The following is a 20190-nucleotide window of genomic DNA, read 5'->3' as shown; positions in this document are numbered from 1 at the left end:
GCATCAGACTACGAATCTGAGGGTCGGACGTTCGAATCGTTCCGGGCGCGCCATTTTCTTCATCGAGACATAGAGCTATCCCCACTTCCGGTCCCGCGCATGATGGTTCTGCTGTGTAAGGGCGGCTGCCGCTCTTTTCGTTGCTATTGAACCAGCGAGGAAATTCGGCATCGATCAGTCTCAAGCCCAAAGCTCCACTCGTCTCGGCCGTGCGGACCGCATGCGTTGATCCACCTCAAGGTTCTGAGGATCGCGGTGGTGCAGGGTGGGGGATGATGTCGAGGTTCGCAGGCGCAATTCTCGACGTTGACGGCGTGCTGCTGGCGTCGCCGCACGAGCGGGCGTGGCGTGAGGCGCTGGACGGGTTCGCTGACCCGATAGCCTTCACCCCCGAAATCTATCGAAGCCAGGTGGCGGGCAAGCCCAGGCGCGATGGGGCTTTGGCCGCCCTCGTGAGCCTCGGCGTGCGGGACGCGGAGGTCCGTGCAGAAGACTATGCCGCCCGGAAGCAGGCGCGGCTCGAAGCCCTGATCGCGGACGGCCAGGTCCACGCCTTTCCCGATGCCTTGCGGTTTGTGCTGGCCTTGAAGGAAGAAGGCATGCGTGTTGCGGCGGCATCATCGTCGAAGAATGCCACGGCGATGATGCGGGCCATCCCGATGAAGACGGGCGGCACCCTGCTGGACGCGCTGGACGTAGACCTGTCGGGGCGTGAAGTGGCGTACGGCAAGCCGGAGCCGGACCTGTTTCTGGCGGCGGCGGACGCGTTGGGGGTCCTGCCGGCCGCCTGCTTCGTTGCAGAGGACGCAACGGCGGGCATCCGTGCGGCGAAGGCGGGCGGCATGCGGGCGCTCGGCGTCGCCCGGTTTGGGGAGGGCTCGTTACTGGATGCAGTTGGCGCCGACGTGGTGGTCAACAGTCTGGATGAGGTCGATCTTGAAGCGCTGGGTAAAGGCCGACTGAAGCGGCGCAACCCATGACGTGGTGTGGTGACGCGCTGTTCGAGCCGACCATCGATCCGGCCTGGCGGCTTGATGCCGTCGGAGACGACGCGTTGCGTGAAAGCAGCCGACAGTCACGCTTCGCGCTGAGCAATGGCTTTCTTGGCGTGAGGGGTGAACGCCGGTCCTCCCACGGCGATCCACTCGGGACGGCGTCCCGGACCCTGGTGGCCGGGCTGTTCGACACGGGCCAGAGCTTGGATGCCGTCCCGACCCTGATCCCCGCGCCGGACTGGCTTCAGGTCCGATTGGTGTTCGACGATGGTGCATTGGTTCGCGACGCGGCTGCCCCGGAAGCGTTTCACAGCCTGGACATGAAGCGCGGTCTGCTTCTGGGCGGCTGTCGGTTCTCGAATGACGAGGCTGTCGCGCAGGTCCGCGCGCTGCGCCTGGTGTCCCTCCGTCGGCGGTCCCTAGGTCTGCAAACCCTTCGGATCGTCGTCGAGAAGGGCGAATGCAAGATCGGCATCCAGGCCACCGCGGCTTCGCCTGATCCGGCCCTGGTCCTCGAACGGCACGATGGCGACCTCTCACTCTGGCGCACCCATCGCTCGCACAAACAGCTGACGGTCGCTGAGGTCGTGTCGGTCCGGGTGGATGGAGTCTTGCTGGCCCCGGACGCCCGATCGACGCCGGCTTGCTGGACGGCGCGGGCGGGTCAGGGGCAGGTGGTCGAGTTCGAGCGCCTTGTCGTGTTTGGGGTCGGCGACCAGGACAATCCTTCACCCGGTCCCGCAGCGAGGGCGGAGCTGGAAGCCGCGACCAGCCTGGGCTGGAGGGGCGCTTTGAAGGAACACGAAGCGGTCTGGGCCGCGCGATGGGCGGCCTGTGACATCCAGATCGACGGCGACCCGCAGGCGCAAAGGGCACTGCGCTTCGCCGCATACCATCTCAACGGGGCGGCTAATCCAGACGATGAGACCGTCTCCATCGCTGCGCGGGGACTGACGGGGGCGGACTATGCCGGCCATGTGTTCTGGGACACCGAGATATTCCTGCTGCCCTTCTTCGCTCACACATGGCCGAACGCCGCGCGTGCCCTGCTGATGTATCGGTTTCACACGCTGGACGGCGCGCGGACCAAGGCGGCGCGCCTCGGCTGGCGGGGCGCACTTTATGCGTGGGAGTCTGCTGATACAGGGGCGGAAGTCACGCCCGCCCACGCCGTGGGGCCGGACCGTAGGGTCGTCGAGATTCTGTCCGGCACACAGGAACAGCATATCAGCGCCGACGTCGCCTATGCGGTCTGGCAATACTGGACCGTCACTGGCGACAAAGAATTCATGCGCGATGCCGGGGTCGAAATCCTTCTGGAAACCGCACGGTTCTGGGCCAGTCGGGCGACGCTGGAGGATGACGGACGTCGCCATATTCGGGGCGTGATCGGGCCGGACGAGTATCACGACGGGATCGACGACAACGCGTTCACCAACGTCATGGCGCGCTGGAACATCGAGCGGGGCGGTGATGCGGCGGCTCTGATGCGTGAACGCTGGCCGGAACGCTGGGAGGAGCTGTCGGCGCGTCTCGGATTCGATGGGTCTGAAGTCGAGGGCTGGGCCGGGATCGCCACAACGATCGAGACAGGCCTCGATGTTCGCACGGGGCTGTTCGAGCAGTTCGAGGGGTATGGAGATCTCGAACCGATCGACCTGGAGGCCTATGCCGGCCGGTCGGTACCGATGGACGTCGTGCTCGGCCGCGAACGGACCAGGCGATCTCAAGTCATCAAACAGGCGGATGTCGTCGCCCTTATGGCGCTGTTGCCCGAGGTCTTTCCGGCCGGCGCCGACTCCCTGAACTTCGAGCACTATGCCCCGCGATGCAGCCACGGCAGCTCGCTGAGCACGGCGATGCACGGGCTGGTGGCCGCGCGTCTGGGGCGCACTGAAGACGCCTTGGACTATTTCCGGCGTACGGCGGCGATCGATCTGGGCGACGCGACGGTGGCGATCGCTGGCGGCATCCACATGGCTGCGCTCGGAGGACTTTGGCAGATCGCGGTGCTGGGATTCGTGGGCGTCACCTTCCATGAGGATGGCATCGGCTTGAAGCCGCATCTTCCCGTTGAATGGACCGCGCTGCGGGTGCCCCTGCAATGGCGGGGGCGTAGTCTCGCGATCGCGATCGATAACGTCGGGCGAACCCTTTCGATCAGCATGGACGCTGGGGAGGCCATGGCGATCCATGCCTTCGGGGCGCTCCACCGGCTGGAGCCCGACAAGCCGCTGGCGCTTTCAATACCGGTCGCTTGGCCGGCTGCGGGAAGATCCGGTCATGCTGCACTATGATCGCCGCATCCGCGTTCTTGCGGCCTGTTTCTCGGGCGTCGCCGGCTACGTTGATGCGATAGGGTTTCTGATGACGGGCGGGTTCTTCGTGTCCTTCATGAGCGGAAACTCGACGCGCCTGGGGATCGGGGTGGCTGAAGGTTCGCCCAGCACGATGTTCGCCGCGATCCTGCTGGTGACCTTCGTCGTCGGCGTGATGATGGGAGCGATCGTGGGTCGGATCGCCAGGACGCATCGACGTCCGGCGGTTCTGGCCCTGGTCACCGGGTTGCTGGCGTCAGCCTTGGCCCTGCACGCGGTTGGTGGCGGGCTCCTGGTGGCGATCCCGATGGTTCTGGCCATGGGGGCGGAGAACACGGTCTTCGCTGAAGACGGCGAGGTCAGGATCGGCCTGACCTACATGACGGGCACGCTGGTCAAGCTGGGCAAACGGCTCACGACCGCGCTTCTCGGTGGTGATCGCTTCGGGTGGGTGCCCTTCCTGGTGCTGTGGTCTGGGTTGCTGGCGGGTGCGGTGGCGGGGGCACTGGCCTACGGCGCGTTCGGTGTGAACGCCCTGGTCGGGGCGGTCGTCGCCATGACGATGTTGACGACCGTCATCCTGATCATGGGACCCGACCTCAAACCACAGACATGAAGCTAGCGCGCGGTTTCAGCCCCCGGTGCTGGTCTCCGGCGCTGACTCCAGAGTGCCGAGATAGGCGATCAGGTCGTCGATCTCGCTGGCCCTGAAGACGTAGGGAGGCATGGTCGGGTGGGTGGTCACGAGGCCTGTCGCGAAGGCCGTCTCCAGGTCGTCGAGAGAGCGACGCCGGACGATGTCACGAAACGGAGGCGCGGCCGGGAGCGCGCTGGTGCCAATTGGGTCGATCGCATGGCAACTGGCACAGCCGATGACCGCAATCGCTCGACCGCGAGATGCGGCCTCGGTCTCCAGCGCCGCTGAAAGCGGTGGCAGCGCGGTCGCCACCGGAGCGGTGATGGGCAACGGGTCGGCCGTGCCGCAAGACATCAGCAACAGGCACGCTGCGAAAGTGAGGGCTCTGGTGATCGAGGGTTGCGTGGCCATGGCCTTGATATGACCGACGGCCCGGCAGACCGTCGTTGATGCAGGTCAACGATCGGGTCAGCGGGCTGATGCCACGCCCGATATGGCGGCGAAGGCCGTTATGAGCAACTTGGCGGAGGCCGCCAAGGCGACGGCTTCGTCCGGATCGAGATCCGGCGTGAGAATTCTCTCCACACCGGCACCGCCGACCAAACAGGGCAGGCTGAGGCAGATGTCCGAAAGGCCGAATTGTCCGCTCAGCAGGGTCGAGACGGGAAGGACAGCCCGCTCGTCGCGAACGACGGCTTCGCAGATGCGCACGATGGCGGTCGCCACGCCGTAGGAGGTGTAGCCCTTTCCCTTGACGATCTCATAGCCGGCATCGCGGACTTCTCGTGCAATCGCAGCCTCGTCGAGCACCCCTCCACTGGCGCAGAACTGCTCCAGCGTCTGGCCGCCAATGCGGACGGTGGAAAAGGCCGCCACCTCGCTGTCGCCGTGCTCGCCCAGCACGAAGGCTTCGACGGAGGCTGGCGACACCCTGAGAGCCTGGGACAGGCTCTGCTTCAGGCGGCTGGTGTCCAGGAGGGTGCCGGTTCCGATGACCCGCGCGGGCGAAAGGCCTGATCGGCGTTGTGCGACAAGCGTCATCAGGTCGACGGGATTGGCCGAAACCACGATGACCCCATGGAAGCCGCCGTCCATGAGCGAGCCCACGCAGTCGGACACGATCGCAGCGCTTTCGGCGGCGACCGACAGGCGGGTCTGGGCGCCATGCGTCGCGCCCCCTGCAGTGATGACGGCGATGCCGGCGCTGGCAGCGTCGGCATAGTCGCCCGCCCAGACACGCGCGGGCCGTGCCAGGGCGTTGGCGTCGGCGATGTCGGCGGCTTCCGCTTCCGCCAGGGCGCGGTTGCTGTCGATCAGGACGATCTCGCGGAACAGTGCCCGGAGCATCAGCGCATAGGCCGCCGTCGCTCCCACATGCCCCGCCCCGATGATCGCGATCCGGCCGGGATCGGCCAGGGACCCAGTCTGTGGTGCTTTGCCGGGCTTCATACGACCGCTCCGAAAAGTCTGCCGATACCGGCCGTTATCGCCATGGCGAGGACGCCCCACAGGGTAACCCTAAGAACGGGCTTCAGCATCCCGGCGCCGCCGGCCTTCGCACCCAGGCCGCCAAGAAGCGCCAGGCTGACAACGGCCGCCGCCGTCACCGAGGCCATCGTCATCGAGACCGGAGCGAGAACAGCGACGATCAGGGGGACAGCCGCGCCGATCGAGAACGCCGTCGCAGAGGCGAAAGCGGCCTGGATCGGGCGGGCCGCCGTGAGCGCCGAGATGCCAAGTTCATCGCGCACGTGCGCCGCGAGCGCGTCGGTCGCCGTCAACTGCCTGGCGACCTGATCCGCCAATTCGTTCGTCAATCCGCGCGCGACATAGAGACCGGACAACTCCCGCAGTTCGGCTTCGGGCGATGACGCAAGTTCCCCGCGCTCCCGATCGATGTCCGCCGTTTCCGCGTCTGACTGGGAGCTGACGGACACATACTCCCCCGCTGCCATCGACATGGCGCCCGCGACCAGGCCGGCGACCCCGGCGACGAGAATGCCGCTTCGGCCGGCTTCGGCCGCCGCAACGCCGACGATCAGACTGGCCGTCGAGACGATCCCGTCATTGGCCCCGAGCACCGAGGCACGGAGCCAGCCGACGCGTTCGATCAGATGGCGTTCGATATGTCGGCTCGCTGACATCGCTAAGCTCAGGCCCCCATTCGGATTTCTGCGGCGTGGGGCGGATACGGTGCCGACGGCACCTGATCGATGGCCGTGCCGCCCAGGGTGCTGGCAAAGCCGTGATTGACGTCACGGTGGTGCGCCTCGTCGGCCCGAACCACCAGGACCACGTCGCGCAGCGTCGCGTCAGGCCCCAGCTTCCAGTAGTGTTTGGCGATTGCCGGTGCCGGGACATTGGGCGACCGGCCTTCGTCGATCTCCTTCAGATACAGGGTGTAGCTGATCACGGCCTCCTCCTCGAAATAGCCGACCAGACGGTGCGCCGTGCGCGACGAGATAAGGTAGAGCAGGAAGAAGATGATGTAGAAGATGCCCTGGGCCAACTGGATCACCAGCCGCTCGAAATAGGTCGGTCTGGCCACCTCGATGAAGGTCATCAGGTGCATCCGTTCGTTCTCGGCCTCCTCCATCAGGGTGCGGATCCAGCCCCCATCGTCCTTCATGCGGCGAAGACAGGTCAGGTGCTGGATGGTAGCCCCCACCATCCCGGGGACAGCCGCCACGGTTTCAAGGACGATCGCGCGGTGTCCGTAGCGCTTGGCGAAGAAGGTGTCGGCTGAGAACCTCAACAGCTTGGTGAAGCCCAGAGCGAAGCGGTCGGAGAACCCATGCGGAACGTGATGGATGACCGGCTGCGCCTCGCGTTCCTGCGCCAGGGCTTCGCGATCGGGGGCGAGGATGGAGTTGACCATGATTCAGTCCTTTCAGGACGTGGGATTGGATTTCGGGGTGCAGACGATCGAGACGCGCACGCCGGGCTTGGCGTCCGCGATGTCGATGACCGCGCCGAGTTGGTTGGCCAGGGCCTGGACGATGCCGGTTCCCAGGCCCGGCTTGGCCGCCTGCGATCCGTCGGGCATCCCGACGCCGTCGTCGCAAACCGTCAGGGTCCACCCCTCGCCATGCGCGCGGTAGTCGACATCGATCTCCCCGTTGCGATCGTTCGGAAAGGCGTGCTTGAGCGCGTTGATCACGAGTTCGGTGACGACAAGGCCCAGGCTGACGGACTTGCCCGATGAGGCGATGCTGTCGTCGACGGTCACCCTCAGGCTGAGCTGGTTGTGGTCGCGGATCATCGAGTCGCCGATGCTGCGGCACAGGTCGGTGAAGTAGCCTCGGAGTTCGACATCACCGAGATCCGAACCGGCCAGTTGCCGCTGCACGGCCGCGACCGACATGATCCTCTGGTGGGCGTCGCGCAGGTGGTCGCGGCTCTCGTCCGAGCCCACCTTGCGCACCCCCTGCATCAGCACGCTGGCGATGATCTGCAGGCTGTTGGCTGTCCGGTGCTGGACCTCCTGCACCAGGATCGCCTTGTCGCGGATGAGGTCATCCTTCTGCCGTTCGCTGGCACGCGCGTCAGTGACATCCTGAATGGACAAAAGCAGTCTGACGCCGTGCCCGTCGCCGTAAGCCAGGCGCTGGGCATTCAGGACCAGACGCCGCCGACCGCGCGAGGACTTGAGATCCATCTCGTAGGCTCGGATCGAGGCCTGACTGTACGCGGTCGCCTTCAGCAGCGACCAGAGCTGAGGCACCTTCCATTCGCCCGTGCCCAGATCGGCCAATCGAGCACCCGGAACATCTTCAGGTCCGACATCGAAGCTTTCCAGGAAGCTCTTGCTGGCGGCCAGGACACACAGATCGCCGTCCAGCAGTAACACCGGGGCCACAGAGGCGGAGATGAGCGACAGCGCGAGGTTCAGGGAAATGTCCGATGGCGGAGCGAGCAATGTCGTCGGCATGGTGGGCCCACCCCCGGGGAGCCGTTACTCCCGGCAGGGCATGACGCCCAGGCGGGAGCTGACGTGGGATCAGGCCGAGATGGTGGTCTGGTCGTTGACGGCGTAGACGCCGGGCGCTGCCCAGGCGGCGTGCTCGATGACCGAGCGCTCCGACCAGGACTTCACGTGCCCCGTCAGGTTGACCTTGCCGCCGTCGATCGAGACCTTGATGTTGCCGGCCTCGATCTGGCCCTGACGCTCCAGCGCGTCCTTGATCAACTTGTGGACATCCTCGGGCTGGATCCGGTTCTTGAGGGTGATGTCGTTGGTGATCTGGCGAACGCCATACAGTTTATGGATCGCGCGGGCGGCGGCGGCCCGCTGGAAGTCCCATTCGACCTCGCCGGTCAGGACCACGTAGCCGTCCTCGACGACGAGCTGGATTGCCTTGTCGGGCACCATCACGTCCCACTCCAGGCTGCTGAGGGCGCGCTTGGCGATCTCGTCATCGTCCAGGCCGACATCACCGAAGGGTCTGACGTCGATGTTCTCGGCGATGCCGTGGACGCCGCGCACGCGCAGCGCGGCCTGTTCGGCATCCAGCTTCTCCGAATAGGTGCCGACCGATCCGCTCAGGGTGACGACGCCGTCGTTGGCGGAGACGCCGATCGACGTGGCGTCCAGGCGGGGGTCCCAGGACAGTTCGGTTTCGACGCGTTCTTGAAGGGCCTTGTTCTTCATGGCTGTTCTCCGAAAAGCCGACAGGGCCCGGCCCGGCGGGCCCGATCTCGTGGCGGTCCTCGTCTGTTAGGGCGATTGACGCCCCCTCGCCTTGATCCAGATCACCGACTTCGTCCTGCCGATCGGCTTGGATGGCGCTTCATCCAAAGGAGCCTCCCCATGACCCATGCGACCCTCAAGACCCTAAGCCGCGACCTTCATGATTTCGCCGACGAAGCCACCGACCATCTGAAGGACGCCGCGAAGAAGACGGGCTTGGAAGCGAGCGACGCCATGGCGCGATCGACCAGGGCCATCACCCGCGCCGCCGATCGCCTGCGCGACGAGGCCGAAACCTCTGCCGCGACGACGCGCGCCCAGGTGTCGGAGACCGTTCGCGCCTATCCGGTAAGCACCAGCGTCGTCGCCGGCGCGATCGTGGCTCTGCTCGCGACCTTCGCCCTCGTCCGTCTCTCGCAGGCCTGATCAGAACAGGCGGGCCTCGGCGCTGACCGCGTCGGGGCTCGCGACGGCGTCGCCGAGCGAGAAGCATTCGGTCTGGCTTCGCCCTGCCGACGCGGTGATGGTGGAGATCAGTTCCGGCTTCAGACGGATGATCGCGATCGAGCTGGTCGCCGGGCAGTAGACGCTGACCTGGGGCCAACGCGCGAACATGAGGCGGTTCAGACGTTCGACCTCGGCCGGGTCGCTGACTTCTACCGCGCGCGCCGCCATCGAGACGCCGAAGGCACCGCCGACCGCGATGTTCGAATGGATCGCGATCGAGACACGGGGATCGGCCTGAAGGTTGGCCAGCTTCTGGCTCTCGCGACCGGTGACGAAATACAGGTTCAGGCCTTCGTTGATGTAGCCGACGGTGGTCACCTGGGGCCAGCCATCGGGCCGGTTGGTCGCCACGCTCATCAGCCGCTCATACTCCAGCAAGCGCGCGATGGTTTCCATGGCGGCACCGTGAATGGGCGGATAGGGTTCAACTGTCATGGGGAGCGCTCCGGCGATCGGCCGTTCTACCGCGAGCGAGGGTCGGCAACCTTGATCTGGCGCAATTGCCGACGGTCAGACCTCGCCCGAGGCGTGTTGACGAAGCCGTTCCGGTCGCTCGACGATGAGTTCATTCTGCGACGGTATGGAGATCAGACCCTTGACCTTCATTCGGGTCAGCACGCGGCTCACCGTCTCGATCGTCAGCCCCAGATAGTCGGCGATCTCGCCCCGCTTCATGGGCAGACGCACGTGTCCGGGCGCGCTCGGGCGGGCGGGGTCGTGACCCGGCAGGTCGAGCAGGAACGAGGCCATCCGCTCGATCGCGGTCTTTCGGCCCAGCAGCAACATCTGGTTCTGCGCGGCGGCCAGCTCGTGGGAGGTTCGGTGAAGCAGCATGTGCTCCAGCGGTGGAGAGTTCGCGACCAGGGCGCGGAACGGACCCTTGCGAAAACGGCAGACGGTGGAGGCCTCCATCGCCTCGGCTGAGAAAACATAGGTCTCGCCGATCGCGAGCCCGAGGAAATCACCTGCGAACAGGAAGCCGGTGATCTGCCTGCGCCCGTCCGGCAGAAGCTTGTAGACCCGGAGTGAGCCGCTGGTGATGTTGAAGACGTGGGGGGCCGGCTCGCCCTCGCGGATCAGAACGGCACCCGATTTGAGGTTGATGACCTCCGCCAGATCGCCGAGGCGCTGGAGGTCTGGGTCGTCGGCGGCACCACAAACGCTGAGCGCCCGCGCGCCACAGCTACTGCAATCGCTGCTTTTCGGCCGCTCGACACAACCCGGCAGGAGGGGCGGTCGCGGCGCAAGCGAAGGCTTCAGGGCAACGACCATGCCCCAGTGTGCGCCCGAAGGCATGGATTACCGAGTCGGTTTATTGACCTGAGTCAAATCAGTGCCAAAAACGATTCCGACGAAAACTGGATGAAGAGAAAACTCAGCGAGTTGAGCGAACCTGAATGCTTTTGAGATAGGCGACCAGGTCTGAATTTTCTTCCGGCGACATGATGAATTCGGGCATGGCCGCGTGGGCGGTGTCGATCCCCTCGGCGAAGGACTCGGCCAGATCGTCGACCCGATACCGCAGGCCCAGGGCCCTGAAATGCGGCGCGGCGGCCAGCGGGCTGTCTCCGGTCGGACCGACGGCGTGGCAGCCGGCGCAGTTCGCGCTGGCGTAGGCCGCTCCTCGCTGTTGCGCAGCGACGTTCGGAACAGGGACTTCGACCCACGCCCCTTGGGCAACAGGGTCCGTCGGCTGAACCGCACAGCCCGACAACCCGATAAGCAAAGTAAGGGCGACAAGATAGTTCATGGAAGACCTCCTGACCGGCGGCCAACCTCCCATGCCGTCCCGTCCAGATCCTTGATCCGGATCAAGGCAGCGATCGCGGCAATGCCGTCTGATCGGGGCGAACGGGATAGATGCCATGCGCTTCGCCAGCCTGCTGGTCTATGTGGACGAAGGTCCGGAGGCGATCGCACGCGTCGCCCTGGCCTGCGCTATCGCGGGGCTCTCCAAAGCCCATGTGATCGGTCTGGCCGCCAGCATGCCGGATGTCCCCCAGATCGACCCCTACGCGGGTGGGGCCATGACGGGGGAGATGCTGAGCCTGTTCCGCGACATTGCGGAGGCGGACGTCAGTCGCGCCCGGACCCTGTTCTGGGACACCGTGGGCGGCTATGCCGACCACGCGGAGTGGCGGGGCGAAGTGGGCTATCCCTCAGACCTGGTCGTGCAGGCGCTTCGGGCGGCCGATCTCGCTGTCATGGGACGCCGTGATCCCGTGCGTTCGCCGGCACGCTCGCCCGACCCTGCGGACGTGCTGATGGCCGCCGGTCGCGCCGTTCTCATCGTGCCCCCGGAGATTCCGCGGGATCCGATCGGCACCCCGGCGGTGATCGCCTGGAAGGACTGCCGCGAAGCCCAGCGCGCGGTCGCCTCGGCCCTGCCGATCCTCGCGGCTTCATCGATCGTGCACGTCATCGAGGTCTGCGCGGCCGAACAAACCGACGAAGCCCGCCTGAATGCCGAGGAGGTCGCTGTATTTCTGGGCCGGCACGGCATCGTCGCCAGCGCCCAGATCGTGCACGGCGACGGCAGGCCGAGGTCCGACCAGATCATCGAGTTCGCCGAAGAGTATGGCGCTGGCCTGATCGTGGCGGGCGGATATGGGCACGCGCGTTTGCGGGAATGGGTGATGGGCGGTGTGACTCACGGCCTGCTGGACCGCTCTCCGGTCTGCCTGTTGTTGAGCCATTGAACCGTCCTTCAATGGTGATGGGGCGTCGCGCTCTTCTCGTCGGCGGTGTGGCCGTGGTGGCGGGCGGAACGGGCGCGGCCTGGCTGGGCGTGCGCGGCATGGGGTCGATGGATGACTACGACGCGACGGTCGCGCAGATGCGCTCCGTCCTGTCCGCCCAACCGGAGCTCGCCGAGCTCGTGCGCTATGCGACCCTGGCCCCCAACGGACACAACACCCAGCCCTGGCGGTTCCGGCCTGGGAACGGCCGGATCGACATCCTGCCCGACTTTTCGCGTCGGACCCCGGTCGTCGATCCCGATGACCACCATCTTTTCGTCAGCCTGGGTGGGACCGCCGAGAACCTCGCACTGGCCGGCGCTGCGCGTGGCCGCCCGGGTGAGATCGCTTTCGATCCCAGCGGGCCAGGCGGGCTCATCTTCTCGCATGACGAGGGACCGGCGTTCGGGTCCGTTCTGTTCGACGCCATCCCAGTTCGGCAATCGACCCGCGCCGATTACGACGGACGCCCGGTCAGCCCCGCCGATCTGTCATCGCTCGCGGCCGCCGCGCAGATGCCCGGCGTCGATGTCATCCTGATCACCGACCGACCGCAGATCGGCCGACTGCGCGATCTGGTGATCCAGGGCAACACGGCGCAGCTGGCCGACGCGGCGTTCGTGCGCGAGCTCAGATCCTGGATCCGGTTCAATCCGCGCCAGGCGCTCGACACCGGCGACGGCCTGTTCAGCGTGGCGAGCGGCAACCCGCCACTGCCGACCTGGCTGGGCTCGGCGATTTTCGACGCCACGTTCAAGCCCAAGCCCGAGAACGACAAATACGCCGGCCAGCTCGATACGTCCGCCGGTGTCGCGGTCTTCGTCGGCGAGCGTGAGGACAAGGATCACTGGACGCGCGTCGGCCGATCAAGCCAGCGGTTCGCGCTCCAGGCCACGGCGCTGGGGCTGAAGTGCGCCTACATCAACCAGCCGGTGGAGGTTGCGGCCCTGAGGCCTGAACTGGCGTCTATGGTCGGCGTCGCAGGCCGCCGCCCGGACCTGGTCATGCGCTTCGGGTATGGCCCGACCTTGCCGTATTCCGCCCGTCGTCCCGCAAGGTTGGTCGCGGCATGACGGAGCACCCGCTGGCCCTGTTCGCTGCGCGTGGTCTGCATACGCTGATCTACGGGGTGATGGCCTTTGGCACGATCGGACTGCTCTATGTCGGCGTTACAGGCCGTCTGCTGCCAACGCTCTGGATACTGCTGCCGCTGCTCTCGGTTGAGATCGTGGTGTTCGCCGCGAGCGGTCTGAAATGTCCTCTGACGGCGGTTGTCGATCGGTTCGCCGGTGCAGGTGCGCATGTCGCTGACACCTATCTGCCGGAGACGCTCACTCGCCACACCTTGGTGATCTTCGGTCCGATCCTGCCTATCGCCTTCATGCTGTTGGCGGCGCGCTGGGCCGGCGTCATCGGGGAAGGGATGGGTCGATGACCGCATCCATGCCGTCGGGCCTGAGCCCGCAGTCGAGACAAGGCGAACTGCCGCCAGCTCTGATTGCGCTGGCGGATCGTTTGGGCGCACGAGCGAACTTTGGCCTGACCGTAGCCCTTTCACAGTCCGGGCGAATGCGCACCTCAGCCGATGCGCCTTGGCAGCCCTTCAAGGCCCTGCAGACAATCAGCCTGACCGAATGCGCGTTCGACTGGAGGGCCCGCAGCGGGCCGCTCCGGATGATCCGTATCCAGGACGCCCTGATCGAAGGAGCCGGTCGGCTGGACGTGCGCGCCCTGGGGCTGGTCCCGCTGGCGAAGATCGCTCCTTCTGCAGAGCTGACGCGCGGCGAGCTTATCCGCTACCTGGCCGAGATCGCCCTGGCCCCCGATGCTATCCTGCGAAACCCGGACATCCGGTGGCGCGTCGAGGGAAGCGGTCGTCTGATCGCCGGAGCGGGGTTCGGAGCGACGACGGCCGAAGTGGTCCTGACTCTCGATGGCGATGGGCGGATCGGTGAGGCCTATGCCCCGGATCGAGGCGCGCTCGTCGACGGCGTCACCGTGCCCAAACCCTGGCGTGGGGTATTCTCGGACTACCGGCACCACAACGGCGTCTGGCTGCCGTTCTTCGCCGAAGTCTCCTGGGGCGGGCCCGAGGGCGAATGGGTCTACTGGCAGGGTGACATGAAGACCTGGTCCCGCCGTGGATAGGTCTCGCATCGCCAGCATCGGCCACCGCGCCAAGGTCATGTCGGCCGAGGACGCGGCCGCGCTGATCGCACCGGATACCACCGTGGGGCTCAGTGGATTTACGGCCTCAGGCTATCCGACTGCGGTGCCCCTGGCGCTCGCCGCCCGGATCGAGGCTGAGCACGCGGCGGGGCGGCCGTTCAAGCTGCGCATCTGGACCGGAGCTTCGACCGGGCCCGAGCTGGATGGCGCGCTGGCCAAGGCGGACGGCATCGAGTTCCGGCTGCCCTACAACTCCGACCCCACCTGCCGCGACAAGATCAATCGCGGCCAGATGGAGTATTTCGACATGCACCTGAGCCAGGTCGCGCCCGCCGCCTGGCAGGGCATCCTGGGACCACTCGACACGGCCATCATCCAGGTCACGGGTATCCGCGAGGACGGGGCGTTGATCCCGGCGTCGTCCGTCGGCAACAACAAGACCTGGCTGGATCGGGCCAGCCAGGTGATCCTGGAGGTCAACCGCTGGCAGAGCCCGGACCTCTTGGGCATGCACGACATCTACTACGGCGCGGCCCTGCCGCCGAACCGCGTGCCGATCCCCCTGATCCGTCCAGGCGACCGGATCGGCGAGCCCTGCTTCCGCTGCGACCCGGACAAGATCGTCGCCATCGTCGAGACCGATCGTCCCGACAGAAACGCCGGCTTCACGACGCCCGGCGCCGACGATCTCGCCATCGCCGGACACCTGCTGGAATTCCTGGAGCACGAGGTCAAAAGGGGTCGCCTGCCGCCGTCGCTTCTGCCGCTGCAGTCGGGGGTCGGGAACACGGCAAACGCCGTGCTATCCGGTCTGATCGCCGCCCCGTTCGACGACCTGACCGCTTACACCGAGGTCATTCAGGACGGCATGATGGCCCTGCTGGACAGCGGCAAGCTGCGCATGGCGTCCTCGACCGCGCTCAGCCTCAGCCCCGACCTCAGCGAGAGCGTCAACCGACGGATGAGCGAATACCGCAACCGGATCATCTTGCGCTCGCAGGAGATCAGCAACCACCCGGAGCTCATCCGCCGCCTGGGCGTCATCGCCATGAACGGCATGATCGAGGCCGACATCTACGGCAACGTCAACTCGACCCACGTCATGGGTTCCCGCATCCAGAACGGCATCGGCGGGTCCGGCGACTTCGCCAGGAACGCCTACATCTCGATCTTCATGAGCGCCTCGACGGCCAAGGGTGGCGCGATCTCGACCATCGTGCCCTGTGCCTCCCACGTCGACCACATCACCCAGGACGTCCAGGTGATCGTCACCGAACAGGGACTGGCCGATCTGCGCGGCCTGTCGCCCAAGCAAAGGGCCAGGGCCGTCATCGAGACCTGCGCCCACCCCATCTATCGTCCCATGCTGGCGGATTACTACCAGCGGGCGCTGACCGGCTCCTACGGTCTCCAGACGCCGATGCTGCTCGGTGAGGCCCTGTCATGGCATCAGCGGTTTGTGACGACGGGCACGATGGTCCTGGCCTGATCGAAGGTTGGTCCGATCGAGGCAGGAAGAAAAAGCGGGCTGAGGTGTGAGGCCCGGTCAACTTCAGGATGCGGCTAAACGATCATTTAATAGAGATTGCGTAATTGCCGTCATTGTTATGCAGCGGAAAACGGTCCAGACAGGAAGCGTCCGATCGGCAGGTCCTCGGGAGGGATCGGCGGCGATAGAGTTTGCGCTGGTCGCGCCCATGCTGGTTCTGCTGTTGGCGGGGATGGTCGTCTATGGCGGCTGGTTCTGGCTGGCGCAGTCGGTGCAGTCGCTGGCGACCGAGAGCGCCCGGGCGGCCTTGGGCGGGATGGACGACGCCGAACGCCGGGAACTGGCGGCCGCCTTTGTCGCACGGGAAGCCACGACGGGATCGGGGCTCGATCCGGCCCTGGTGACCACGACCGTCACCAGCGACGCCGAGGCGGTGCGGGTCCGCGTCGCCTATGACGCCCACGCCCATCCGATCCTGCAACTGGCCGGGCCGCTGCCCAAGCCTCCGACCCTGATCGAGCGGACGGCCGTGGTGCGGATCGGGGGCTACTGAGTTGAGGCGGCTGGCCACATTCCGGGCGGACCGGCGGGGCGGGGTAGCGATAATTGCGGCTCTGGGTGGAGGGCTGGCGTGCGCACTGGCCGCCCTGACGGTCGATGTCGGATCCCTGGCGCTCCACGCGAGGAACCTCCAGGGGGCAGCCGATCTGGCGGCCATGTCGGCGGCCATGGACATTCCCCGCGCAGAGGCGGCGGCCCAGGCGACGGCGACGGCGAACACCGGCGGATCGGTCAGTGTAGCGGTGGTCCGGGGGCGCTACACGGCCGATCGTGCGATGGCCCCGGCGGCGCGGTTCAGTCCCGGTGACGTCGATCCAAACGCCGTGCGTGTAACCCTCAGCCAGCCGTCGCCGCTCTATTTCGGGCGCTTCGTTATGGGCAGGGACGCGGTGACGCTGACCCGCAGCGCCACCTCGGCGGCGACCACGGAACCACCGCGGGCGATGTTCTCGATCGGATCGCGGCTGGCGGCGCTGAACGGGGGGCTGGCCAACCAGTTGCTGGGCGGGCTGACCGGTGGATCGGTGTCCCTCAGCGTCATGGACTATGACGCCCTGGCCAAGGCCGACGTCAATCTGAAGTCCTTCGGTGACGCCATGATCGCTGATCTGAGTCTTCAGGCGGGTGACTATGACGGCCTGCTGGACCAGACCGTCGATCTCGGTCGGGCGCTGGAGGTGATGCGGCCCCTGGTCGGCAGCCAGGCGTCGAGCGCCTTGTCGAGACTGACGGCGGCAGGTGCCGGAGTGCAGGTTCGGCTGGGCGACCTGATCGGTGCCGAAGCCGGGGCCGAAGACGGACTGGCCGGGGCGCTCGATGCCTCGGTCAATGCGCTCGATCTGGTTGTGGCCATGGCCGAGATCGGCGGCGGGGACCGGCAGGTGGCACTGGATCTGGGGGCTCAAGCGGGCCTGGCCGAGCTCAAGGTCTCGCTGGCCATCGGCGAACGGCCCAACCGGTCGCCTTGGCTGACGGTCACGGGCAAGGGATCGCCGATCGTCCGCACCGCCCAGGCGCGGCTGTATCTGAGGGCCCGCACGTCCCAGAAGCTGTCGGGGCTGGCCCAGGTCAACCTGCCCATCCTGATCGAGCTGGCTTCGTCCGAGGCCCGACTGGACGCCATCGGCTGCACGCCCGGCCGGTCCGTGACCCTTGGGGTGCGGCCCGGTATCGCAAAGGCCTCGATCGGGGTGATCGACGAGACGCGGCTGGGGGATTTCAAACAGACCCTCACCCCGGCCCCCGCGACCCTGATGTCGGTCTTGGGGCTGGTCAGTCTGACCGGCTCGGCCGAGGTCGAGGCGGCGGATCAGGGTTTCACGGCGGTGACCTTCACCGATGCCGATATCACCGCACGAACGGTCAGGACAGTGAAGACCACCGGCGCGCTGAACGGCATCGTGGTCAGCCTGCTGCAACGGCTTCAGGTCAACGTCCAGGTCGTCGGCCTGGGACTGGGGCTGGGAGGTATCGTCCAGGCCCTGGGGACATTGCTGGCACCGCTGGGCCCGGTGCTGGACACGGCGATCAATCCGGTTCTGGACCTGCTGGGCCTGTCGTTCGGTGAGGCCGACGTGACGGTGCATGGCGCGACCTGTCCCAAGGCCGGAGGGCGGGCGGCGCTGGTGGGCTGAGACCGGCCAAGGCTTGAGACGGGGGGCGGCTCGGTGCGATAGACGGGCATGACCCAGATCGACACGCCCGCGGCGACACCGTCCGACATGACCTACGCCCGCTATCTCGGGCTCGACCGGCTGCTGTCGGCCCAGGATCCGATCTCGGATGAGCACGACGAGATGCTGTTCGTCATCATCCATCAGACCAAGGAGCTGTGGCTCAAGCAGATCTTGCATGAGGTGGCTCTGGCCCAGACGTTGGTTCGCAGCGGCGACCTGGTGCCTGCCTACAAATCGCTGGCGCGGGTCAGCCGTATCCAGTCGGTGATGACCCAGAGCTGGGACATCCTCGCGACAATGACCCCCGCCGACTATCTGCGATTCCGGGGGGTGCTGGGGTCGAGTTCGGGCTTTCAGAGCGATCAGTTCCGGCGCTTCGAGGCCATGCTGGGACTCAAGGACGCGCGGTTCCTGAGCTTCCAGGAGGATCGGCCCGAGGCCCACGCTGCCTTGGCCGGGGCGATCGCGGCCCCCAGCCTGTACGACGACGCCCTGGCGCAGCTGGCGAAGGCGGGACTGCCCGTGCCGGCCGATGTGCTGAGCCGGGATGTCAGCCAGCCCTATCAGCCGTCGGAAGGGGTCGAGGCCGCCTGGCTGGAGGTCTATCGCGACACCGACCGGTGGTGGGCCTTCTATCAGCTGGCCGAGAAGCTGGTGGATCTGGACGACGCCCTGCTGACCTGGCGGCACAAGCATGTGGTGACCATCGAGCGGATCATCGGCCGTCGGCGGGGTACGGGCGGGACCGAGGGGGTGGCCTATCTGACCTCGACGCTGGAGAAGCGGTGCTTCCCCGAACTGTGGTCGCTCCGCACGAAGCTGTGATGGCGGCTTGATCGTCGCTGCCCCAATCGCGCCGCAACCGGAGCACAGCGTGACCGTTACCGTCATCAAGACCGGAGGTTACGATGTCCAACAAGCACGACATTCATGTTCTTAACGAGCTGATCGGGGCCACCCTCGACAGCGCCGAGCGGCTCGACAAGGCCTCAGGCGACAGCGAGAGCACGGGGCACAGCACCCTGTTCGCGAGTCTGGCGTCAGAGCGTCGCGAGATGGCCCAGAGCCTGGCCGAGACGGTGCGGGCCTTGGGCGGTCAGCCGAATGACGGCGGCTCGATCCTGGCCAAGGCGCAGCGGGCGGTGATGGATCTCAGCCAGGCAATAATGCCCGCCGAGGCCGGGATCGTCGGGGCGGCGGACCGGGGCGAGGCCGAGCTGGATCGCCGCTTCGAGGCGGCCATCAAGGACGACCGGCTGGCCGCGACGACCCGCGAGACACTGCGCCGGGCCCACGCGGCCATCCACCGCGAGACCCGCGAAGTCCACGACCTGCACACCAGCCTGGAGAGCCAGAGGGATGTGAGCTCGGACCTCTACCCTCAGTAACTCACTGATCTGCAATGAAAAAAGGCCCCGATCGCGAGATCGGGGCCTTTGTCGTTTCGACGGGTCAGGCGACCCGTGACATCAAGCTTCGTCGGTCGTCTTGTCGGCGGTGCCGGTGACGGGGACGACGACACCCTTGGCCGGGCGGACGGTCTGGCGTTCGGCGATCCGGGCCGACTTGCCGCGACGATCGCGCAGGTAATAGAGCTTGGCGCGCCGGACGACGCCGCGACGCTTGACTTCGATCGCGTCGATGTTCGGCGAAAGGATGGGGAATTTGCGCTCGACGCCTTCGCCGAAGGAGATCTTCCGGACCGTGAAGCTCTCGTTCACGCCGCCGCCGTCGCGGGCGATGCAGACGCCTTCGAAGGCCTGGATACGTTCGCGCTCGCCTTCCTTGATCTTGACCATGACACGCAGGGTGTCGCCGGGCTGGAAGTCGGGGATCGCGCGGACGGCGATCAGGCGGGCTTTTTCTTCGGCTTCGATGGTCTGAAGGATGTTGGCCATGGTCTTCTATTCTCCTCGGGCTTTGGTGCCCTTTAGCTTTGATTTGGCGGAAGATTCCGCAGGTCTTGTTGCCAGATACTCCGCCCACAAATCGGGCCGGCGGTCCTGGGTGGTCAGTTCCCGTTGCTGCTGCCGCCACGCGGCCATCTTGCGATGGTCGCCGGACAACAGCACCTCGGGGATCTCCAGCCCCTCGAACGTCCGCGGTCGCGTGTACTGCGGGTGTTCCAGAAGGCCGTCCTCGAAGCTTTCGGTGGACAGGCTGTCTGCCTGGCCGAGCACTCCGGGGATTAGTCGTACGCACGCCTCGATCACCAGCATCGCCGCCGCCTCGCCACCGGCGAGTACCGCGTCTCCGACGGAGACCTCCTCGAACCCGCGTGCGTCGAGCACCCGCTGATCCACCCCCTCGAACCGGCCGCAGAGAACGACAATGCCGTCCGCCTTGGCCCACTCTTTCACTCGCGCCTGCGTCAGGGGTCGACCGCGTGCGCTCATGTACAAAAGCGGCC

The 20190-nt window shown here is 66.4% G+C and carries 25 protein-coding genes; 13 read left to right on the top strand and 12 right to left on the bottom strand.

Annotated features, from left to right (window positions below):
- The coding region (locus tag JHC99_RS09695; RefSeq protein ID WP_292153728.1) for a hypothetical protein at positions 1-184 on the bottom strand (184 nt) is incomplete at its 3' end.
- 88 nt (positions 185-272) lie between these two features.
- Between JHC99_RS09695 and JHC99_RS09690 the strand changes: the two genes are divergently transcribed.
- From JHC99_RS09690 to JHC99_RS09680, 3 genes are read left to right on the top strand one after another with little or no spacing between them, the layout of a single operon-like run.
- Positions 273-980 carry an HAD-IA family hydrolase gene (locus JHC99_RS09690; RefSeq protein WP_292153726.1) on the top strand — a complete coding sequence of 236 codons (708 nt, stop codon included), beginning with the start codon at positions 273-275 and terminating at the stop codon, positions 978-980.
- Positions 977-3292, top strand: coding sequence for a glycosyl hydrolase family 65 protein (locus JHC99_RS09685; RefSeq protein WP_292153724.1), 2316 nt, complete (start codon positions 977-979; stop codon positions 3290-3292). Before JHC99_RS09690 ends, JHC99_RS09685 begins: the two co-directional genes overlap by 4 nt.
- Positions 3279-3929 carry a YoaK family protein gene (locus JHC99_RS09680; RefSeq protein ID WP_292153722.1) on the top strand — a complete coding sequence of 217 codons (651 nt, stop codon included), beginning with the start codon at positions 3279-3281 and terminating at the stop codon, positions 3927-3929. Before JHC99_RS09685 ends, JHC99_RS09680 begins: the two co-directional genes overlap by 14 nt.
- 15 nt (positions 3930-3944) lie before the next feature.
- On the opposite strand, the gene JHC99_RS09675 is transcribed toward JHC99_RS09680, so the two are convergent.
- From JHC99_RS09675 to JHC99_RS09650, 6 genes are all read right to left on the bottom strand, one after another.
- Positions 3945-4361: a cytochrome c gene (locus JHC99_RS09675; RefSeq protein ID WP_292153720.1), complete on the bottom strand. Its 417-nt coding sequence runs from the start codon at positions 4359-4361 to the stop codon at positions 3945-3947.
- A gap of 57 nt (positions 4362-4418) precedes the next feature.
- Positions 4419-5399 (bottom strand): L-lactate dehydrogenase, encoded by a 981-nt coding sequence (locus JHC99_RS09670; RefSeq protein ID WP_292153718.1) that lies wholly within the window; start codon positions 5397-5399, stop codon positions 4419-4421.
- Entirely contained in the window at positions 5396-6094 is a 699-nt protein-coding gene (locus JHC99_RS09665) for a VIT family protein (RefSeq protein ID WP_292153716.1), read from the bottom strand. Before JHC99_RS09665 ends, JHC99_RS09670 begins: the two co-directional genes overlap by 4 nt.
- A gap of 8 nt (positions 6095-6102) precedes the next feature.
- Positions 6103-6828 (bottom strand): alternative oxidase, encoded by a 726-nt coding sequence (locus tag JHC99_RS09660; RefSeq protein ID WP_292153714.1) that lies wholly within the window; start codon positions 6826-6828, stop codon positions 6103-6105.
- Positions 6829-6840: 12 nt separating this feature from the next.
- On the bottom strand, positions 6841-7881 hold the full coding sequence (locus JHC99_RS09655) for a histidine kinase dimerization/phosphoacceptor domain -containing protein (RefSeq protein WP_292153712.1): 1041 nt from the start codon (positions 7879-7881) through the stop codon (positions 6841-6843).
- A 69-nt stretch (positions 7882-7950) separates the two neighbouring features.
- Positions 7951-8601 (bottom strand): BON domain-containing protein, encoded by a 651-nt coding sequence (locus JHC99_RS09650; protein WP_292153710.1) that lies wholly within the window; start codon positions 8599-8601, stop codon positions 7951-7953.
- Positions 8602-8760: 159 nt separating this feature from the next.
- Between JHC99_RS09650 and JHC99_RS09645 the strand changes: the two genes are divergently transcribed.
- A complete protein-coding gene (locus JHC99_RS09645; protein ID WP_292153708.1) occupies positions 8761-9066 on the top strand; it encodes a hypothetical protein in 306 nt (101 codons plus the stop codon).
- On the opposite strand, the gene JHC99_RS09640 is transcribed toward JHC99_RS09645, so the two are convergent.
- The 3 genes from JHC99_RS09640 to JHC99_RS09630 all read right to left on the bottom strand — a co-directional run bounded on the left by JHC99_RS09640 (position 9067) and on the right by JHC99_RS09630 (position 10897).
- A complete protein-coding gene (locus JHC99_RS09640; RefSeq protein ID WP_292153706.1) occupies positions 9067-9582 on the bottom strand; it encodes a pyridoxamine 5'-phosphate oxidase family protein in 516 nt (171 codons plus the stop codon). It lies immediately after the preceding gene.
- A 75-nt stretch (positions 9583-9657) separates the two neighbouring features.
- Positions 9658-10419 carry a cyclic nucleotide-binding domain-containing protein gene (locus JHC99_RS09635; RefSeq protein ID WP_292153704.1) on the bottom strand — a complete coding sequence of 254 codons (762 nt, stop codon included), beginning with the start codon at positions 10417-10419 and terminating at the stop codon, positions 9658-9660.
- Between the two features lie 103 nt (positions 10420-10522).
- The gene (locus tag JHC99_RS09630) at positions 10523-10897 is read right to left on the bottom strand and encodes a cytochrome c (protein WP_292153702.1); all 375 of its coding nucleotides are present in this window, start codon (positions 10895-10897) and stop codon (positions 10523-10525) included.
- Between the two features lie 115 nt (positions 10898-11012).
- Between JHC99_RS09630 and JHC99_RS09625 the strand changes: the two genes are divergently transcribed.
- The 9 genes from JHC99_RS09625 (at position 11013) to JHC99_RS09585 (ending at position 19168) form a co-directional block, all read left to right on the top strand.
- On the top strand, positions 11013-11846 hold the full coding sequence (locus JHC99_RS09625) for a universal stress protein (RefSeq protein ID WP_292153700.1): 834 nt from the start codon (positions 11013-11015) through the stop codon (positions 11844-11846).
- The gene (locus JHC99_RS09620; RefSeq protein ID WP_292153698.1) at positions 11843-12958 is read left to right on the top strand and encodes a nitroreductase family protein; all 1116 of its coding nucleotides are present in this window, start codon (positions 11843-11845) and stop codon (positions 12956-12958) included. Before JHC99_RS09625 ends, JHC99_RS09620 begins: the two co-directional genes overlap by 4 nt.
- Positions 12955-13320 carry a hypothetical protein gene (locus JHC99_RS09615; protein WP_292153696.1) on the top strand — a complete coding sequence of 122 codons (366 nt, stop codon included), beginning with the start codon at positions 12955-12957 and terminating at the stop codon, positions 13318-13320. Before JHC99_RS09620 ends, JHC99_RS09615 begins: the two co-directional genes overlap by 4 nt.
- The gene (locus tag JHC99_RS09610; protein ID WP_292153694.1) at positions 13317-14033 is read left to right on the top strand and encodes a DUF6544 family protein; all 717 of its coding nucleotides are present in this window, start codon (positions 13317-13319) and stop codon (positions 14031-14033) included. The genes JHC99_RS09615 and JHC99_RS09610 overlap by 4 nt, the downstream gene beginning before the upstream one ends.
- 37 nt (positions 14034-14070) lie before the next feature.
- Positions 14071-15543: an acetyl-CoA hydrolase/transferase family protein gene (locus JHC99_RS09605; RefSeq protein WP_292153730.1), complete on the top strand. Its 1473-nt coding sequence runs from the start codon at positions 14071-14073 to the stop codon at positions 15541-15543.
- Positions 15544-15661: 118 nt separating this feature from the next.
- Positions 15662-16096 (top strand): TadE/TadG family type IV pilus assembly protein, encoded by a 435-nt coding sequence (locus JHC99_RS09600; RefSeq protein ID WP_292153692.1) that lies wholly within the window; start codon positions 15662-15664, stop codon positions 16094-16096.
- 1 nt (position 16097) lies between these two features.
- Positions 16098-17738 (top strand): TadG family pilus assembly protein, encoded by a 1641-nt coding sequence (locus JHC99_RS09595; RefSeq protein ID WP_292153690.1) that lies wholly within the window; start codon positions 16098-16100, stop codon positions 17736-17738.
- A gap of 48 nt (positions 17739-17786) precedes the next feature.
- Complete coding sequence (locus JHC99_RS09590; protein ID WP_292153688.1) at positions 17787-18605, top strand: tryptophan 2,3-dioxygenase; 819 nt, start codon at positions 17787-17789, stop codon at positions 18603-18605.
- 83 nt (positions 18606-18688) lie between these two features.
- Complete coding sequence (locus tag JHC99_RS09585; RefSeq protein WP_292153687.1) at positions 18689-19168, top strand: PA2169 family four-helix-bundle protein; 480 nt, start codon at positions 18689-18691, stop codon at positions 19166-19168.
- Between the two features lie 81 nt (positions 19169-19249).
- Here JHC99_RS09585 and rplS read toward each other — a convergent pair whose 3' ends face one another.
- Both rplS and JHC99_RS09575 read right to left on the bottom strand, forming a co-directional pair.
- Positions 19250-19678, bottom strand: a complete 429-nt coding sequence (rplS, locus tag JHC99_RS09580; RefSeq protein WP_292153685.1) for a 50S ribosomal protein L19 — start codon at positions 19676-19678, stop codon at positions 19250-19252.
- A 6-nt stretch (positions 19679-19684) separates the two neighbouring features.
- Positions 19685-20190, bottom strand: a 506-nt coding sequence (locus JHC99_RS09575; protein WP_292153684.1) for a tRNA (guanosine(37)-N1)-methyltransferase TrmD, incomplete at its 5' end; no start/stop codon positions are given.

This window comes from Brevundimonas sp., assembly GCF_016463485.1.
Taxonomy (GTDB): domain Bacteria; phylum Pseudomonadota; class Alphaproteobacteria; order Caulobacterales; family Caulobacteraceae; genus Brevundimonas.
This window is presented reverse-complemented; position numbering and strand designations above follow the sequence as displayed.

What these genes read in the sequence shown, in the direction of transcription:
- JHC99_RS09690 (WP_292153726.1), top strand. Translation starts at nt 273, where the DNA reads ATGATGTCGAGGTTCGCAGGCGCAATTCTCGACGTTGACGGCGTGCTG.
- JHC99_RS09685 (WP_292153724.1), top strand. Translation starts at nt 977, where the DNA reads ATGACGTGGTGTGGTGACGCGCTGTTCGAGCCGACCATCGATCCGGCC.
- JHC99_RS09680 (WP_292153722.1), top strand. Translation starts at nt 3,279, where the DNA reads ATGCTGCACTATGATCGCCGCATCCGCGTTCTTGCGGCCTGTTTCTCG.
- JHC99_RS09675 (WP_292153720.1), bottom strand. Translation starts at nt 4,361, where the DNA reads ATGGCCACGCAACCCTCGATCACCAGAGCCCTCACTTTCGCAGCGTGC.
- JHC99_RS09670 (WP_292153718.1), bottom strand. Translation starts at nt 5,399, where the DNA reads ATGAAGCCCGGCAAAGCACCACAGACTGGGTCCCTGGCCGATCCCGGC.
- JHC99_RS09665 (WP_292153716.1), bottom strand. Translation starts at nt 6,094, where the DNA reads ATGTCAGCGAGCCGACATATCGAACGCCATCTGATCGAACGCGTCGGC.
- JHC99_RS09660 (WP_292153714.1), bottom strand. Translation starts at nt 6,828, where the DNA reads ATGGTCAACTCCATCCTCGCCCCCGATCGCGAAGCCCTGGCGCAGGAA.
- JHC99_RS09655 (WP_292153712.1), bottom strand. Translation starts at nt 7,881, where the DNA reads ATGCCGACGACATTGCTCGCTCCGCCATCGGACATTTCCCTGAACCTC.
- JHC99_RS09650 (WP_292153710.1), bottom strand. Translation starts at nt 8,601, where the DNA reads ATGAAGAACAAGGCCCTTCAAGAACGCGTCGAAACCGAACTGTCCTGG.
- JHC99_RS09645 (WP_292153708.1), top strand. Translation starts at nt 8,761, where the DNA reads ATGACCCATGCGACCCTCAAGACCCTAAGCCGCGACCTTCATGATTTC.
- JHC99_RS09640 (WP_292153706.1), bottom strand. Translation starts at nt 9,582, where the DNA reads ATGACAGTTGAACCCTATCCGCCCATTCACGGTGCCGCCATGGAAACC.
- JHC99_RS09635 (WP_292153704.1), bottom strand. Translation starts at nt 10,419, where the DNA reads ATGGTCGTTGCCCTGAAGCCTTCGCTTGCGCCGCGACCGCCCCTCCTG.
- JHC99_RS09630 (WP_292153702.1), bottom strand. Translation starts at nt 10,897, where the DNA reads ATGAACTATCTTGTCGCCCTTACTTTGCTTATCGGGTTGTCGGGCTGT.
- JHC99_RS09625 (WP_292153700.1), top strand. Translation starts at nt 11,013, where the DNA reads ATGCGCTTCGCCAGCCTGCTGGTCTATGTGGACGAAGGTCCGGAGGCG.
- JHC99_RS09615 (WP_292153696.1), top strand. Translation starts at nt 12,955, where the DNA reads ATGACGGAGCACCCGCTGGCCCTGTTCGCTGCGCGTGGTCTGCATACG.
- JHC99_RS09610 (WP_292153694.1), top strand. Translation starts at nt 13,317, where the DNA reads ATGACCGCATCCATGCCGTCGGGCCTGAGCCCGCAGTCGAGACAAGGC.
- JHC99_RS09605 (WP_292153730.1), top strand. Translation starts at nt 14,071, where the DNA reads ATGTCGGCCGAGGACGCGGCCGCGCTGATCGCACCGGATACCACCGTG.
- JHC99_RS09600 (WP_292153692.1), top strand. Translation starts at nt 15,662, where the DNA reads ATGCAGCGGAAAACGGTCCAGACAGGAAGCGTCCGATCGGCAGGTCCT.
- JHC99_RS09590 (WP_292153688.1), top strand. Translation starts at nt 17,787, where the DNA reads ATGACCCAGATCGACACGCCCGCGGCGACACCGTCCGACATGACCTAC.
- JHC99_RS09585 (WP_292153687.1), top strand. Translation starts at nt 18,689, where the DNA reads ATGTCCAACAAGCACGACATTCATGTTCTTAACGAGCTGATCGGGGCC.
- rplS (WP_292153685.1), bottom strand. Translation starts at nt 19,678, where the DNA reads ATGGCCAACATCCTTCAGACCATCGAAGCCGAAGAAAAAGCCCGCCTG.